At 69.7% G+C, this 14764-nt stretch carries 13 protein-coding genes and 1 pseudogene; 6 read left to right on the top strand and 8 right to left on the bottom strand.

Features of this window, described 5'->3' with window-relative positions; all coding sequences use genetic code 11:
- Positions 1 to 233: 233 nt before the first annotated feature.
- Both ACIQMV_RS35370 and ACIQMV_RS35365 read right to left on the bottom strand, forming a co-directional pair.
- Positions 234 to 1334: an NlpC/P60 family protein gene (locus ACIQMV_RS35370; protein ID WP_402597229.1), complete on the bottom strand. Its 1101-nt coding sequence runs from the start codon at positions 1332 to 1334 to the stop codon at positions 234 to 236.
- Between the two features lie 312 nt (positions 1335 to 1646).
- Positions 1647 to 2432: a class I SAM-dependent methyltransferase gene (locus tag ACIQMV_RS35365; protein WP_402597228.1), complete on the bottom strand. Its 786-nt coding sequence runs from the start codon at positions 2430 to 2432 to the stop codon at positions 1647 to 1649.
- A 558-nt stretch (positions 2433 to 2990) separates the two neighbouring features.
- Here ACIQMV_RS35365 and mshA point away from each other — a divergent pair.
- A complete protein-coding gene (mshA, locus tag ACIQMV_RS35360) occupies positions 2991 to 4328 on the top strand; it encodes a D-inositol-3-phosphate glycosyltransferase (protein ID WP_141360077.1) in 1338 nt (445 codons plus the stop codon).
- Positions 4321 to 4839: a YbjN domain-containing protein gene (locus ACIQMV_RS35355; RefSeq protein ID WP_402597227.1), complete on the top strand. Its 519-nt coding sequence runs from the start codon at positions 4321 to 4323 to the stop codon at positions 4837 to 4839. Before mshA ends, ACIQMV_RS35355 begins: the two co-directional genes overlap by 8 nt.
- Before the next feature lie 30 nt (positions 4840 to 4869).
- On the opposite strand, the gene ACIQMV_RS35350 is transcribed toward ACIQMV_RS35355, so the two are convergent.
- Complete coding sequence (locus tag ACIQMV_RS35350; protein ID WP_402597226.1) at positions 4870 to 5685, bottom strand: helix-turn-helix domain-containing protein; 816 nt, start codon at positions 5683 to 5685, stop codon at positions 4870 to 4872.
- Here ACIQMV_RS35350 and ACIQMV_RS35345 point away from each other — a divergent pair.
- A complete protein-coding gene (locus ACIQMV_RS35345; RefSeq protein ID WP_374113887.1) occupies positions 5684 to 6163 on the top strand; it encodes a DUF2000 family protein in 480 nt (159 codons plus the stop codon). The genes ACIQMV_RS35350 and ACIQMV_RS35345 overlap by 2 nt on opposite strands.
- Before the next feature lie 22 nt (positions 6164 to 6185).
- On the opposite strand, the gene ACIQMV_RS35340 is transcribed toward ACIQMV_RS35345, so the two are convergent.
- Positions 6186 to 7448 (bottom strand): MDR family MFS transporter, encoded by a 1263-nt coding sequence (locus ACIQMV_RS35340; RefSeq protein WP_401781692.1) that lies wholly within the window; start codon positions 7446 to 7448, stop codon positions 6186 to 6188.
- 198 nt (positions 7449 to 7646) lie between these two features.
- On the opposite strand from ACIQMV_RS35340, the gene ACIQMV_RS35335 reads away from it, so the two are divergent.
- Complete coding sequence (locus tag ACIQMV_RS35335) at positions 7647 to 8408, top strand: phosphoglyceromutase (protein ID WP_402597225.1); 762 nt, start codon at positions 7647 to 7649, stop codon at positions 8406 to 8408.
- Positions 8409 to 8486: 78 nt separating this feature from the next.
- On the opposite strand, the pseudogene ACIQMV_RS35330 reads toward ACIQMV_RS35335, so the two are convergent.
- A pseudogene (locus tag ACIQMV_RS35330) lies at positions 8487 to 9121 on the bottom strand (tyrosine-type recombinase/integrase); the annotation flags it as partial.
- 713 nt (positions 9122 to 9834) lie between these two features.
- Here ACIQMV_RS35330 and ACIQMV_RS35325 point away from each other — a divergent pair.
- Positions 9835 to 10218, top strand: coding sequence for a hypothetical protein (locus ACIQMV_RS35325; RefSeq protein ID WP_402597224.1), 384 nt, complete (start codon positions 9835 to 9837; stop codon positions 10216 to 10218).
- 811 nt (positions 10219 to 11029) lie between these two features.
- Here the strand turns inward: ACIQMV_RS35325 and ACIQMV_RS35320 are convergent.
- The 3 genes from ACIQMV_RS35320 to ACIQMV_RS35310 form a co-directional block, all read right to left on the bottom strand.
- Complete coding sequence (locus ACIQMV_RS35320) at positions 11030 to 11626, bottom strand: hypothetical protein (protein ID WP_402597223.1); 597 nt, start codon at positions 11624 to 11626, stop codon at positions 11030 to 11032.
- 548 nt (positions 11627 to 12174) lie between these two features.
- A complete protein-coding gene (locus ACIQMV_RS35315) occupies positions 12175 to 12456 on the bottom strand; it encodes a ribosomal protein L7/L12 (RefSeq protein ID WP_402597222.1) in 282 nt (93 codons plus the stop codon).
- A gap of 23 nt (positions 12457 to 12479) precedes the next feature.
- Positions 12480 to 13151, bottom strand: a complete 672-nt coding sequence (locus ACIQMV_RS35310) for an ISAs1 family transposase (RefSeq protein ID WP_402597262.1) — start codon at positions 13149 to 13151, stop codon at positions 12480 to 12482.
- Positions 13152 to 13483: 332 nt separating this feature from the next.
- Between ACIQMV_RS35310 and ACIQMV_RS35305 the strand changes: the two genes are divergently transcribed.
- Entirely contained in the window at positions 13484 to 14092 is a 609-nt protein-coding gene (locus ACIQMV_RS35305) for a hypothetical protein (RefSeq protein WP_402597221.1), read from the top strand.
- Positions 14093 to 14764: the final 672 nt, after the last annotated feature.

The raw sequence follows: 14764 nt of genomic DNA, 5'->3' as shown, positions 1-14764 counted from the left end.
GACCTCGCGCCGCCGACGGGGACATTAGCGGTAGTCGGCGCCGTGGGGGAATGGTGTGAGGCGCGTCGCTCCGGCTTTCGCCGCTGTCATATGCCGCGATCCCTACCGGAGTTGGACACGACGCCGCCGGGGACGGAATGACGAAGGTCACGTCTCCCGTGGGTTTGGCGGCGGCCGGGGGTGCGGTCGGTCACGTGGCCGGGGTCACCGGGGGCCGGCCGGGGGGTGGAGTCTCAGTCCGCGTCGGGCCGTACGACGCCCAGGATCGGCATCGAGCCCGCCCCGGCGAGCGTCACCGTGCGTCCTGGCCGCGGGGCGTGGACGATCGTGCCGTCGCCGACGTACATCCCGACATGGCTGGCGTCGCCGAAGTAGATGATCAGGTCGCCGGGCCGCATGTCCTTGATGTCCACGCGCTTCAGCTGCCTCCACTGCTGCTGCGAGGTGCGCGGGACGGGGTTCCCGGCCGCCCACCAGGCCTGGGAGGTGAGTCCCGAGCAGTCGTACGTCCGGGGACCCTCGGCGCCCCACTCGTACGGCTTGCCGAGCTGGGCCGTGGCGAACTCGACCGCCTTTTTGCCCGCCGCGGACGCCTTGCCGTTGAGCTCGTCGAGGATGCCGGTGCCCAGCCAGGTCGACTGCGCCTGGTCGGCGGCCTGCCGCTCCAGCTCGGCGAGGCGCTCGCGCTGCCGTTTCTCCAGCGTGGCCTCGAGTTGCTCGGCCTCCTTGATCCGCTCCTTGATCCGCTTCTTCGCCGCGGCCTTGGCCTTGCGGCCCGCCTCCAGCTTCTGCCAGCGGTCGGCGGCGTCGTCCGCGTACAGCTTCAAGTCCTGCTGGGTTCGCGTCGTTTCCTCGATCAGGCCCTTGGTCGCCCGCTGGCCCTGGAGCACCCGGCCGGCGCCGTCGAAGAAGTCCTGCGGGTCGTTGCCCAGCATCAGCTGGACCTCGGGCGGCAGACCGCCCGTGCGGTACTGGGCGCGGGCCGCGGCGCCGGCGCGGTCCTTCAGGCCGTCCAGTTTCCGCTGCTCGTCGGCGATCTTCCGGTTCAGGTCGGTGATCTCGGCGGACTGCTTCTCCGCCTTCTCCTTGGCCAGGTTGTACGCGTCGGTGGCGACGGCCGCGTCGTGGTACAGCTCCTCCAGCTTGGCGCGGACGGCCTGGAGGTCCTTGTCCGGCGCGAGCGTGACGGAGGGGGAGGGCGAGGGAGCGGGGGAGGCGGACGGGGCCGGGTCCGGCAGTGCGCGTGCGAACGCGGTGCCCGGCGCTCCCAGCAGCGTGACCGCGCAGACCACGGTCACGGCCGCCGCGAGCACGGTGTGCCTGCGCCGTCCCATACTCGGCCCCCCGGCTGATTAACCGTCAGTAACATGTGGACGCTCGGGCGATCGTGCCACGACTCGGCGCAAAGCGACAGAGGTGTGGCGATCTCCCGGCGATCTCCCGCCTGTGTGACGAACGACCCGCAAAGATCGTTCCCCGCAGGTCACGGCGGATGCGTGGGCCGCCGCCGGTCGGTCGCGCGGGCCGTCGTGGGGTGGTCGCGGGTCGGTTGCGTGGGCCGTCGTGGGCCGCCGCTGGTCGGTTGCGTGGGCCGTCGTGGGGTGGTCGCGGGTCGGTCGCGCGGGCCGTTGCCGGGCGGTCGCCGGTCAGTCGCGCGGCGCCAACGCCCGCCAGGCGACCGTCACTTCGCCCTGTCGCCAGCGCGTCGGACCGTCCGTCACCGGCCAGTCGGCCGCCAGGTCGCGCACCGTGCGGATCCAGCGCTGGCGCGCGCCGTAGGAGGCGTACGGCGCGGCGCTCGCCCAGGCGCGGTCGAAGTCGCGCAGGAAGGCGTGCACCGGCTCGCCGCGGACGTTGCGGTGGATGAGCGCCTTCGGAAGGCGTTCGGCCAGGTCGGACGGGTGGTCCAGGGAGCCGAGGCGGGTGGCGAAGGTCACCGTGCGGGGGCCCTCCGGGCCGAGCGCGACCCACACGTGCCGGCGGCCGATCTCGTCGCAGGTGCCCTCGACCAGCAGGCCTCCGCGCGAGTGCCCGTCGGCCGGGGCGAGCCGCGTGCGCAGCCGCTCCCAGACGGCGGCGACCTCTTCCTCGTCGTACTGCCGCAGCACGTTCGCCGCGCGGATGAGGTGCGGACGCTGCGGGACGGGGACCTCGAAGCCGCCGTGCCGGAAGACGAGCCCGTCGCGTTCGTACGGCTTCGCGGCCGCGACCCGGGCCGGTTCGATCTCGACGCCCACCACGCGCGCGCGTGGAGCGGCGGTGCGCAGCCGGTGCAGCAGTTCGACCGCCGTCCAGGGGGCGGCGCCGTAGCCGAGGTCGACGGCCACCGGATCGGCGGCCCGGCGCAACTCGGCGCCGTGCACGGCCGCGATCCAGCGGTCCATGCGGCGGAGCCGGTTGGGGTTGGTCGTCCCGCGCGTCACCGTTCCCACGACGGGGGTCCCCCCGCTCGAGCGAAGCCGAGTGTGGGGGAGGGTCGCTGCGCGGGATGTCATGCGTACGAGGGTATGGCGCCCGCCGGCCCCGACCGCACGGACGTACCGCGCAGGAGCCCCGCCACCACGCCGGCTCCCACCGTGACCTGGACGCGGCACGCCGGTCCTGCGCGTCCAGCCGAACCTGTCGGCCCACCGGGCGGCACCGGCCGCCGTGGCCATGCGACAGGCGCGTCGAGCCATGCGGCACGCGGGCCGCGCCGTTCAGGCGGTCGGGCCGCGCGGCGCACGCGGGTGCGTCACGTCCTGGATCTGCGGTACCCGCAGTGCTGGTCGCGCGTGGGTGTGTCATGCCGTGACCGGGTGGCACCCGGGGCACTTCCGGGCGCTCGGCGCGCATGCGTCACGCGCCCCGGGGTCGAACGGTTGAGCGAGGGCCGGTAATGATTGGGCAAAGGAACCGGTAGCGGAAATGGAGTCAGGTGCTCCGGCGTTGGGTCTTGGAGGGCGCTCGGCGCCCCCGTCCGGCATGCCCGAAACGAGGAGGAACGCCACGTGAGCCAGTACGTCAGCAGGCTCGGGCGTCGTTCCCCGACGGCACCCCCGCGGCTGCGACTGCACCGCCGGCCCCGGCGCGTCGCCATGCTCTCCGTGCACACCTCACCGCTCCACCAGCCCGGCACGGGCGACGCCGGCGGCATGAACGTCTACATCGTGGAACTCGCCCAGCGTCTGGCCGCCCAGGGCGTCGAGGTCGAGGTCTTCACCCGCGCCACCGCGGGGGACCTGCCGCCCGCCGTCGAACTCGCCCCGGGCGTCCTCGTCCGGCACGTCGACGCCGGCCCCTACGAAGGCCTGGCCAAGGAGGACCTGCCCGCCCAGCTGTGCGCCTTCACGCACGGCGTGATGCAGGCCTGGGCCGGCCACCGCCCCGGCCACTACGACCTCGTCCACTCCCACTACTGGCTCTCCGGCCACGTCGGCTGGCTCGCCGCGCAGCGCTGGGGCGTCCCCCTGGTGCACGCCATGCACACCATGGCCAAGGTCAAGAACGCCAGCCTGGCCGAGGGCGACACCCCCGAGCCCGCCGCCCGCGTCATCGGCGAGACCCAGATCGTCGCCGCCGCCGACCGGCTGATCGCCAACACCGACGAGGAGGCCGCCGAACTCGTACGGCACTACAGTGCCGATCCCGCCAAGGTCGCCGTCGTGCACCCCGGCGTGAACCTCACCCGCTTCCGCCCCGGCGACGGCCGCGCCGCCGCCCGCGCCCGCCTCGGCCTGCCGCAGGACGCCCTGATCCCGCTGTTCGCCGGCCGTATACAGCCGCTCAAGGCCCCCGACGTGCTGCTGCGGGCCGTGGGCGTCCTCCTCGACCAGCGGCCCGAACTGCGCTCCCGCATCGTCGTCCCCGTCGTCGGCGGCCCGAGCGGCAGCGGCCTCGCCAAGCCGGAGGGCCTGCAGAAGCTGGCCGCCCGGCTCGGCATCGCCGACGTCGTACGGTTCTGCCCGCCGGTCGGGCAGGACCGGCTCGCCGACTGGTTCCGGGCCGCGTCCGTCCTGGTCATGCCCTCCTACAGCGAGTCCTTCGGCCTGGTCGCGATAGAGGCGCAGGCGACCGGCACCCCGGTCCTTGCCGCCTCGGTCGGCGGGCTGCCGGTGGCCGTACGGGAGGGTGAGACCGGATTCCTGGTCCAGGGCCACGACCCGGCCGACTACGCGCACCTGCTGCGCCGCTTCGCGGACAACCCCCACCTCGCCGACCGGATGGGCGCCGCCGCCGCCCGGCACGCACGGTCCTTCGGCTGGGACGCGTCGGCGGCGGCCACGGCGGACGTGTACACGGCCGCGTTGCAGGCCCACCGGCGTCGCGTACGCTCGCCCCATGGGTAGCGCCACGGGTGAGGCGGAGCAGCAGCGCGCGACGCGGGTCGTCGAGGACGTCCTCAAGGGCGCCGAACTGGACTGGGAGAGCCCGCGGTCCGGCAACTACGTCGTGAAGCTCCCCGGCATCCGCAAGCTGTCGACCACCCTGTCGATGATCGTCGGCCGGCACTCGTTGTCCCTGAACGCCTTCGTCATCCGTCACCCCGACGAGAACGAACCCGCCGTCCACCGCTGGCTGCTGGAGCGCAACCTCAAGCTGTACGGCGTGAGTTACGCCGTCGACCAGCTCGGTGACATCTACCTCACCGGCCGGTTGCCGCTGGCCGCCGTGACCGCCGACGAGGTCGACCGGCTGCTCGGCCAGGTCCTGGAGGCGGCCGACGGCAGCTTCAACACCCTCCTGGAGCTCGGCTTCGCCTCGGCGATCCGCCGCGAGTACGCCTGGCGCGTCTCGCGCGGCGAATCGACCCGCAACCTCGAGGCGTTCGCGCACCTGACCCAGCGTCCGGCCGACTGATTCCGCCCTCGCCGCGGCTGCGGGATCAGGTCACTTCCCGTTCCTGCCGTGCGAGGTCCCGCGGCCGTACCGCCCCGGAGTCACCCCCACGAGCTTCCTGAAGTGCCGGGTGAGATGGGCCTGGTCGTAGAAGCCGGTCTCGGCGGCCACCTCGGCCGGTTTCAGCCCCGCCAGCAGCAGCCTGCGGGCGCGGTCCACCCGGCGGGACATCAGGTACTGGTGCGGAGCGATGCCGTACGCGCCGCTGAACGCCCGTACCAGGTGGGTGGGATGGGCCTGCACGAGAGCCGAGGCCTCGTCGAGCGTGACGCCCTGCGGCACCCGCTCGTCGAGCAGTTCGCGCAGCCGGCGGGCGAGGGCGGGGTCGCGGCGCGGGGCCCCGACGTCGAGCCGTGGCCGCAGATGGGCGCGCAGCCGTTCGCCGACGAGCGCCAGCCGGCTCTCCGCCTCCAGCTCGTCACCGGGCAGGGCGAGCGCGGTGTGCACCTGCCCGACCCTCCGGCGCAGTACCGGATCGCGCAGGTCCGGCCCGTCCACGGCCGCCCCGATGAGCTCGTCGCCGAGGTGGGTGGCGTCCAGGTACAGCACCCGCTTGCGGAAGCCGCCCGGGCCGACGGGCGAGCCGTTGTGCGGGACGTGCGGTGGCAGCAGGGACACGGTGTCGTGCGGGGTGCCGTGCTCGTGCCGGTCCAGGTCGTACCGAACGGCGCCGGCGTCCACGATCAGCAGCGTCCACGCCTCGTGCACGTGCATCGGATAGGCGTACTCGGTGAAGTGCGCGTGGAACACCTCCACGACGCCCGGGACACGCGGGCGCCAGGCGGAGACGTTCCGCTGCGGGGCCATGCAAAGAACGTACAAGACGGCGCGGTACCGCGTTCGGGAGTCTCGTCCCATGAACGACGAGCAGCCCATCCGCTTCGACACCAAGATCGCCGTCCTGCTGCGCGAGGACCTGGAGACCTGGCAGCGCCTGAACGTCACCGCGTTCCTGGTCAGCGGCCTCGGCACGACGGTCCCGGAGATCATCGGGGAGCCGTACGAGGACGCCGACGAGGTGCCGTACCTGCCGATGTTCCGCCAGCCGGTGCTGGTCTTCCAGGGGACCAAGGAGACGCTGACCGCGGCGCACGGGCGGGCCCTGTCCCGGTCCCTGCCGCGCGCCGTCTTCACCTCCGACCTGTTCACCACGGGCAACGACCGCGACAACCGGGCCGCGGTACGGGCCGTGCCGACCGGCGAGCTGGACCTCGTGGGCCTCGCTGTCCACGGCCCGCGCAACGCGGTGGACAAGGTGCTGAAGGGCGCGCGGATGCACCCTTAGGCGACGGCCGCGCCGGCCGGCCTCACGCCGTGCCGACCTCGGTACGGGGCTCGGTGCGGGACTCCACGGTGGTCGGTTCGGCCTTCGGCAGGCGGCGCATCAGGACCCAGTAGCTGAGGGCGGCGGCCGTGCCGACGGCCGCGCACATGCCCCAGAGCCACTCGGCACCGAGCCGGTCGATGACGGCACCGGACATCAGCGGCGCGACCAGGGCGGCCACCGACCAGGACAGGGTGTAGACGCCCTGGTAGCGCCCGCGCCCGTGCACCGGGGAGAGCCGGACGACCAGCCCGGTCTGGGTGGGCGCGTTGATCATCTCGCCGAGGGTCCACACGCACACCGTGAGCGCGAACACGCCGACCGATCCGGCGAACGCCGTGAGCCCGAAGCCGTACCCCGCGAGCAGGGCGGAGACGATCAGCAGCCGCCCGGGGTCCCGGTGCTCGATGAAACGGGTGACCGGGATCTGCAGGGCGACGATCAGGACCCCGTTGACGGCGATGGCCATGCCGTAGTCGGCGGGCGTGAACCCGGCCCGGCCCATGGCGACCGGCAGCCCGACCGCCCCCTGCTGGAAGACGACGGCGATCAGGAAGGACGCCCCGACGACGCCCATGAACCGCCCGTCCCGCAGGACGGTCCACAGCCGGACGGCGTCGCCGCCCTCGTGGCTCACCTGCGCGTCCGGGCCCGGCCGGGACTCGGGCACCTTCAGGAAGACGACGATCGCGCAGGCCAGCGTCATCGCGGCCTCGATCAGGAAGCCGGCGAGATAGCTGTACTCGGCGATGAAGCCGGCCGCCATGGAGGAGACGGCGAAGCCGAGGTTGATCGCCCAGTAGTTGAGGGAGAAGGCGCGGACCCGGTCCTCGGGGCGCACGATGTCGGCCATCATCGCCTGCACGGCCGGCCGGGAGGCGTTGCTGGCCATACCGACCAGGAAGGCGACGGCGGCGATGGCGAGGGGATCCCGGACGAACCCGAGCGCCGCGACGGACACGGCGGTGGAGGCCTGGGCGACGAGCAGGGTCGGCCGCCGTCCGAGCCGGTCCGCCATCACACCCCCGGCGAGCGAGGAGACGACGCCGCCGAGCCCGTGCAGCGCGGCGACCAGACCGGCGTACGAGGCGGAGTAACCGCGGCCGAGGGTCAGGTACAGCGCCATGAACGTGGCGACGAAGGCGCCCAGCCGGTTGACGAGGGTGCTGGTCCACAGCCACCAGAACTCACGGGGGAGCCCGGAGACGGTCTCCCGGGCGGCACGTCTGAGACTGGCGACGGACATGGACGACCCCCCGGGGATGTAAGCGGCTGAAGTAGCGAGCACAACTTACGAGGAGGGGGATGTGCGGGACTACTCAATTAGCAGAAGCCGTCAACTGTCGGCCACCGCAGCGGGGCGGCCGACCGCCCGCTGTCCGCCCGCCGTCCGCCTGCTGGGCGCCGGGGCAGGGGGCCGAATGCGTGGATTACGCTCTGAGGCATGGCCGACGCACCGTACAAGCTGATCCTGCTCCGCCACGGCGAGAGCGAGTGGAACGCGAAGAACCTGTTCACCGGCTGGGTGGACGTCAACCTCAACGAGAAGGGCGAGAAGGAGGCAGTCCGCGGCGGTGAGCTGCTGAAGGACGCCGGCCTGCTGCCCGACGTGGTCCACACCTCCGTCCAGAAGCGCGCGATCCGCACGGCCCAGCTCGCGCTGGAGGCCGCCGACCGCCACTGGATCCCGGTCCACCGCTCCTGGCGTCTGAACGAGCGCCACTACGGTGCTCTCCAGGGCAAGGACAAGGCCCAGACCCTTCAGGAGTTCGGCGAGGAGCAGTTCATGCTGTGGCGCCGCTCCTACGACACCCCGCCGCCGCCGCTGGCTCGCGACGCCGAGTACTCCCAGTTCTCCGACCCGCGCTACGCGGCCCTCCCGCCGGAGCTGCGCCCGCAGACGGAGTGCCTGAAGGACGTCGTCGTCCGCATGCTCCCGTACTGGTTCGACTCGGTCGTCCCCGACCTCCTGTCCGGCCGCACGGTCCTGGTCGCCGCCCACGGCAACAGCCTGCGCGCCCTGGTCAAGCACCTCGACCAGATCTCGGACGCCGACATCGCGGGCCTCAACATCCCCACCGGCATCCCCCTCTACTACGAACTCGACGCCGACTTCCGCCCCGTCACCCCGGGCGGCAAGTACCTCGACCCGGACGCCGCGGCAGCCGCCATCGAGGCGGTCAAGAACCAGGGCAAGAAGAAGTAGCTTTCGTGATCATGCCCCTGAGCTGCGCAGGCGGCGCGACTCAGGGGCATTTTCACGGCTTGGGCCCTCTCTGGGCCCTCAGGCCCCCGGGCCCTGCGGCCGGAGCGCTCGCCCGAGAGCCTTCCGGGCCCGCTCCCGGCTGCTCGGCATGAGGTGCGCGTACACCTTCAGCGTCAGCCCCGGGTCGGAGTGCCCGAGGTACTCGGCAAGGGCCTTGATGCTCTCCCCGGCGTCCAGGAGGACGGACGCGTAGAAGTGCCGTAGGGCGTGCATGCCGTGCTCGCGGGCGGCGGCGTGCTCGCGGCTCTTGGCTTTCGGGATGACGCCCGCCTTGGCGAGAGCGGGCTTCCAGTGATCTTCGTTCAGCGAGGTCCGCCAGATGTGCCCACCGTTGGGCCCTGCGAAGATGAGCCGCCGGGTCACCGGCTGGCCGTTCGCTCGCATCCACGGGAGTTTGATCTCTACCGGCGGGAATCGCTTCATGTGCTCCTGTAGTGCCTCTGCCACCGGATCGGGCAGCGGTACGTCACGGAGCTTGCCGCCCTTGGGGGGCGCGAACACGGCCTTGCTCAGGCTCAGCTTGAGTTGCTGCACTACGTGCAGCGTGCGCTGTCGAAGTCGATGTCATCGACGGACAGGCCGAGGATCTCCCCTTGCCCCAGGCCGCATCCGGCGCCCACGTCGACCATGGGCCGGAAGCGCTCGACCATGGCTCCCAAGCCGGCAGCGTAGGCGCCCCTGACCGGGTGAGATCGGTTGCTGACCCGGGGGCTCGGCTGCCTGAAGGCAGGTTGCCTTGCGCTTTGAACCGAACGGGCCCCTTACCCCGGAGAGCGACTGAACCGCAGCTCCAGGGCATGTCGCGTGACATCAGTAGCTGACATCAACACAGGCGTACAACCGCGAGCAGTGGCACGTCCGTGGTCGGTAGGCGAGCGTCCAGATCCCGGCATGGGAGCGGCTCGTGTTGGTGCTGCACCCGCCTACGGATCCCAGTGCGCCACAAGATCGGTGCAGGTGATCCGGATCGTCTCAAGACTCCGAGTGGTGCGGGAGTTGCCCCCTGAGAAGTGGTGTAGAGGGCGCGAACGCGTCCCGCCGGCAAGTCTTGAGAAGATCCGCGCTCCACACGGGCATGTCACTCAAAATGCGCAAGGGAGCATGCAGTGTCACGATGAGACGCGGAACCCGGCAGGAGAGGGGAAGGTGAACTTTCCGCCACGTCCGCGTGTCTTGGGGTCTGTATGCATGCGGAGTGATGGGTCAGGTCGAGTGACCGCCACCTGCCGGATGAGACAAGCGCGAGTTGTCGTTCGAGACCTAGGGCCGTGCCGAACATGCCAGCCCAGTCAGAACCCCATCGTTGTCAGGGGCATTCTCAGACGGCGCTCGAACAACATCAGTCCAGGAAAGGAAGTGCGGAACCATGGCGAGCATCCCCAAGCGTCGGCGCACGATCACCGCTGCCGCTGCCGCTGCCGTTCTGGCGGCAGTCGCGGGTGGCATCCTCCTTCCGGGCACCACGGTCGCGGCCGCGAGAACGCCACAAGCGGACACCTGCAAGTCGGGGTACGTGTGGCGTGAGGCGACGACCGGTGATCGGGTCTGCGTCACCCCCGGTACCCGCGCCCAGGCACGGGACGACAACGCCCACGCCGCAAGCCGTCGAGTCAGCGCCACCAATCCCACCTGCAAGTCGGGGTACGTGTGGCGTGAGGCGACAGCCAGTGACCTGGTCTGCGTCGCTCCTGGTACCCGTGCCCAGGCCAAGGACGACAACGCCCACGCCGCAAGCCGCGTAGCGAGCTGAACCACACCTGGGAAGCCACGAGGTCCCGTTCGATCCATGCCGACGAACGGGACCTCGTCGGCCGCCAAATGCGCCGATCCTGCCGGATGGGACGATCACCTGCGGGGTGGCGCCGACGGCCCTGACATCAGCGGGTGACATCAACAGGCACGCACACCGGCGGTCAACTGAGGACCTCTCTGCCATGAACGGGGCTGAGGCAGGGGCCTGAAATGCTGACTCTCGTGACGTGCAGTCGGGGTGCACGCGCCGCCTACGGATCAGATGGCGTCTACCCAGAGCGTCAGCCGGGCCAAAGCGCCGGTCGCTGTCACAGAGCAGTAGGCGCGAGCTACGGTCCCCCGCCTCGCGAGTCGAGGCGGGGCGTTCGTATGCCCGTCTTGACGATCTTGCACGTGGCGCGCACCACCCCAGCTGGATAAGACTTTCCTTGCTGCCATCAAGCACCCGTCGTCGCTCCGCTCCTCCGGGCGGCCTCGACGCCACCACGGCTGCCGGGGAGGACTGACCATATGAAGAGGGACGGCCGATCGAACTCGGGAGAGAGCGAACCCCAAAGCTACATAGGGGTCATTGGCTTCGTTGTATCCATGACGATTATCGGGGTCCTTTTTGGGCGTGGACTCCCGGCGTGGGCGCCTGCGGCCCTTGGGGTGTTGATCGGGAGCGCATGCCATCTGGCGTACCGCTCGCTGAGAAAGAGAAAGGGGAAGTCTTCGAGCTGAAGCGTCCAGGACGCCGTCGGCCAAGCGCGGGGCCCGGTCGGCAGCCCTCGATAGCGGCAGGGGACCCTAACGTTAGTTAGCCCGTATTACGGCGACCCCAGCTCTGCCGCGATGTTCTCGACGTTGACCAGGTTCTGGCCCCGGTCGAAGGGCGCCAGGCGGAATCGGGGCCGACTGCGGACATCGACGTTCGAGGCCCCTTCGGACGGGTTCGCGGTGATTTCTATGAGCTGCGCGTAGCCAGCGTCGTCATGGGCCTTCCGGACCGCCCTGACGCGGGTGCCGTTCGGCTCCTGCTCGATGATGCGGACCCCGTCCGTCTCCTGCAGAATCCTGCGCGCGCGGCCGATGGCGTACGCGCTGCCACCGCGCACCGTGACGGCTCTCGACTGGTACGGCGAGAGATTGCCCGGAGTGGGCTCGAAGCCGAGCTTCTGCACCGCAGGGACGTGGCCGAACATGCCTATCAGGCCGTAGAGCAGCAGAAGTCCGAGAAACAGGATGAGTACGAGGATGAAGGCGACCTCGATGCTGTCCCTCAAAGGCCGGTCCGGCGAGCCTTCGGTGACCGTGGTGAAGAGGACGACGAACACTGCAATCAGCAAGGAGTGCACTGCCGCACAGGCCATGGAGCGGCGGAGAACACAGGAAAGAATCTTGTACACCGCCGCAGTCTTCAGCATGGGGTGCACCTAGGACCAGCCCTTGCGCGGTCCGGCGTCCCGGGTGGGGTGCCTCGGGGCGCCGACCGGCGGGCTCAGGAGCCGGCGGTCTTGGCCTTGGCGATGATGGACTCGACTTTCTCGCCCTGTTCCTCCTCGACTTCCGCCTCGAAGTGTTCGAATCCTGACGAGTACACACAGACAAGAGGCCCCGGAGAGATCCGGGGCCTCTTACGTTTCCCGGTGGGCGAAGGCAAGGCTGTGCTCGCAAGCGGGGTGGAAGGCTGCTCCTCTTCGTGAGTGAGGGTCCGGGGCGACACCGCCGGGCCCTCTCTGGGCCCTCCGAGGGCGACGAGTAACGGTCAACAACGACCACCCATGACCGCCCGATCGCAGGTCAGCGGAAGTTTGTGTCCTGCTGACCTGGTCAAAGGAACAGGCCCGCCAGAACCAGGGCAAGAAGAAGTAAGCGGGAACAATCAAGCCCCCTGCCTGCGGATTCCTCGCGGACAGGGGGCTTGTTGCTGTGCTCGGGCCGTCTCTGGGCCGTGAGCTGCTCGACCGGGCCGTCAGGCGACAGGACCGGGGGAGTGTGGTTCCGGCCGCTGCCTCAGCTCTGCCCGTCCTCCCGCATTGCGGAGGGCCGCGACCGCACCCTCGGCGGTCTCCTCTGGAACGCGATCGAGGATCACGACAGGGGCTTGATCCACCAGGACCTTGCTGCGCCACAGACTCAGTCCGGTCAGCCGACGTACGACCTGGGCTACGTCGAATGGACAGGCACCGGGGTGGACGGGCACCAGGTCGTGGGGCACCTCGTCGCAGACCAACGTGAAGTACTCGACCGTCATCCCGGATCTCCTCCCGTTTCTGATCAGGAGCGTAAGTGACGTCCCTGACGTGGTGCAGGGCTTCGACGGTCCAGTGCCCCTCGGATCAGTCGGGCGAGCTGAGCCGGGCCGGCCTGCTCGGCGGTGAGGCTGGTGACCGCGTAGACGGTCTTGAGGCTGATCTTCCCGGTCTTGCGGTGGACGCGGCGGCGGACGATCTGGACGGCCTGGCGGGCGCCGGAGAAGAACAGGTTGTTGACCGTGCACACCTTCAGCCGGCGGATCTCCTGGCGGCCGTGACCGGTCGCACGGGTCCTGTCCTGCAGTGGGATCTGCGTCCAGGGAAGGGACTTGAGCTGCCGACGGAGCTTCTTCGTGTTGCGCTTGGCGATCACGATGCAGTGGGCCTGCCGGTCGAGCAGGTAGACGGCGTGGTCATGCTGGGTGTGCATCGCGTCGCTGGTGACGACTGTGCCGGCCAGATCCGCGAGGGTGTCGAGCAGAGGCCGGCAGCGGGTGATCTCATTGGTCTTCTCACCGACGTCCATCTGGGCCAGGACCAGTGCGTTCACGTGGTCGCAGGCGGCCAGGAGGTGGATCTTCCGTCCCTTCGCGCGGGCCGCACCCCGCAGCGACTTCCCGTCGACCGCGAGCCCTCGCAGCCCTTGTCCCCTGGTCTGCCGGTCCGCGAGCCAGGCTCCGACCGCCCGGTCCAGGGCGTCCGCGTCGATTCTGGCGAGCAGTCGCCGGATTCGCCTTACCTCGCCGCCACCTCCCCGAAGGCGATATGGGTGATATCTATCGTAAACTCTCTTTTAGTTCCTCCGCGCTACCCAACGCACCGAAATGCAACCGCCAGTTGATCCCCAACACCATGACGAGGGACACTACCTGGCGGATGTGTGTTCCCGACCGAGTGGCACTCGCTTCGGTATCCTCCCGTGCAGGTCATCGGAGACCAATTACCCAAAGATTACTGGGCAGTTGACCTCAGGGTTTCGTGGTAGCGTCCTTGTTCGCAGGGACAGTGCAACCTGAAAGGGAAATCGTGAACACGGAGAAGATCGCCGCTCGCCGCCTCTCGCTGGAAGAGGTGACGAAGCTCGGCGTGAAGGACAGGCTCTTCGTTTCCGCCGACACGGCAGAACTCAAGCTTCCCGACTGCTATGTCCCTGCTTTTCTGACCAAGTCCGGTGAGGTTTTCGAGGGCGGCTCGATCACGGCGAGAACCGTATTCCAGGAAGAGGTCTCCTGCCTTCCCGACGACGAGAATGAAGCCGGAATCTACTTGGCCGACGAGAACGGCTCGGTGACCATCGAGGTCCTCCAGTCCGCCGGTGTCGTGCTGGACCTGGCACTTTTCGTCCCTGGTGGGGACAAGGGGGCCCTCACGGCCCTTTACGCTGCGGCCCGGCAGGCGTTCGGCGCCGACATCGTGCAGATCTGGCGCCAGGGCCTCAAGGAGGTTCCCGACGTGAAGGTCGACATCTTCGAGGAGCAGATTCCCCGGGGGCGCAAGGGGAGCGACAGCCCCAAGCGTGACCGTCGCGCGATCGACACCTACCCCACCCGTGCGGACTTCATCGAGTTCTCCGAGGGGTGGAGGCCGGTCGTTGAGATTCACAGGCCGATTGTTGACAACACCCCGACCATCTGAGGCGGCGTTACCTCTCGGTCTCGGCCTGAGAGAACGCCGAGAACGCATGCGCCGGACCCGGTCGACCCCTGAGCGGCCCAGGGAGCCGTCGGAAAATAACTCAAGAACGCCGAAAGATGGGGCGCTTCTTTCCGCGAAAGTGGGCGCCGCTCCGAGCCTGAGTTCACGCCTGGTCTCTTCACATGCCGCCTTCTGCGCGACGATCACGCTGCACGGGAAGGGAGCGGCGCATGTCTCAGGACCGGAAACAATCCCTGGTTGAACGCCCCGGTTGGATGGTGCTGAGCCTCGTCTGGTCCGGGTGGACGGCCGCCAGTACCGCTAGTCCGCTGTGGGTCCGCCTTGGAGGGCTGGTGTTCTTCGTTGCCTGGGCTGCGCTCCTGCTGCGTCATGTGGTCAGACACCGCCAGACACGCAAGTCCCGCCCATCCTGACATCCACGGCTGACATCAACGCGGCCGGACGGTGGCATACGCCGGCGTTACTGGCCGGCCATCACACCGGGCGACGACGGCCCCAGGGGCGGGTGTGGATCGAACTCCTAATGCGGAGCTCATCCTCTGGCTTCGTTGATGTCTAGCCTCGATCTTGCGTGAGGGTCCGTCGACGGAGTCGGCGGACCGTTTCGTTTTCTGGGGCGTGTGGTGGGCAGGTCGGTGGCCCGAGTGTCGC

The sequence above is a fragment of the Streptomyces sp. NPDC091412 genome (assembly GCF_044756885.1).
Lineage (GTDB): Bacteria > Actinomycetota > Actinomycetes > Streptomycetales > Streptomycetaceae > Streptomyces.
Note: the sequence above shows the minus strand (reverse complement) of the source record. Positions and strands in the feature narration are given on the sequence as shown.

Coding starts and splice junctions, on each gene's coding strand:
- ACIQMV_RS35370 (WP_402597229.1), bottom strand. CDS start 1,334: ATGGGACGGCGCAGGCACACCGTGCTCGCGGCGGCCGTGACCGTGGTC.
- ACIQMV_RS35355 (WP_402597227.1), top strand. CDS start 4,321: ATGGGTAGCGCCACGGGTGAGGCGGAGCAGCAGCGCGCGACGCGGGTC.
- ACIQMV_RS35345 (WP_374113887.1), top strand. CDS start 5,684: ATGCAAAGAACGTACAAGACGGCGCGGTACCGCGTTCGGGAGTCTCGT.
- ACIQMV_RS35350 (WP_402597226.1), bottom strand. CDS start 5,685: ATGGCCCCGCAGCGGAACGTCTCCGCCTGGCGCCCGCGTGTCCCGGGC.
- ACIQMV_RS35340 (WP_401781692.1), bottom strand. CDS start 7,448: ATGTCCGTCGCCAGTCTCAGACGTGCCGCCCGGGAGACCGTCTCCGGG.
- ACIQMV_RS35335 (WP_402597225.1), top strand. CDS start 7,647: ATGGCCGACGCACCGTACAAGCTGATCCTGCTCCGCCACGGCGAGAGC.
- ACIQMV_RS35325 (WP_402597224.1), top strand. CDS start 9,835: ATGGCGAGCATCCCCAAGCGTCGGCGCACGATCACCGCTGCCGCTGCC.
- ACIQMV_RS35320 (WP_402597223.1), bottom strand. CDS start 11,626: ATGCTGAAGACTGCGGCGGTGTACAAGATTCTTTCCTGTGTTCTCCGC.
- ACIQMV_RS35315 (WP_402597222.1), bottom strand. CDS start 12,456: ATGACGGTCGAGTACTTCACGTTGGTCTGCGACGAGGTGCCCCACGAC.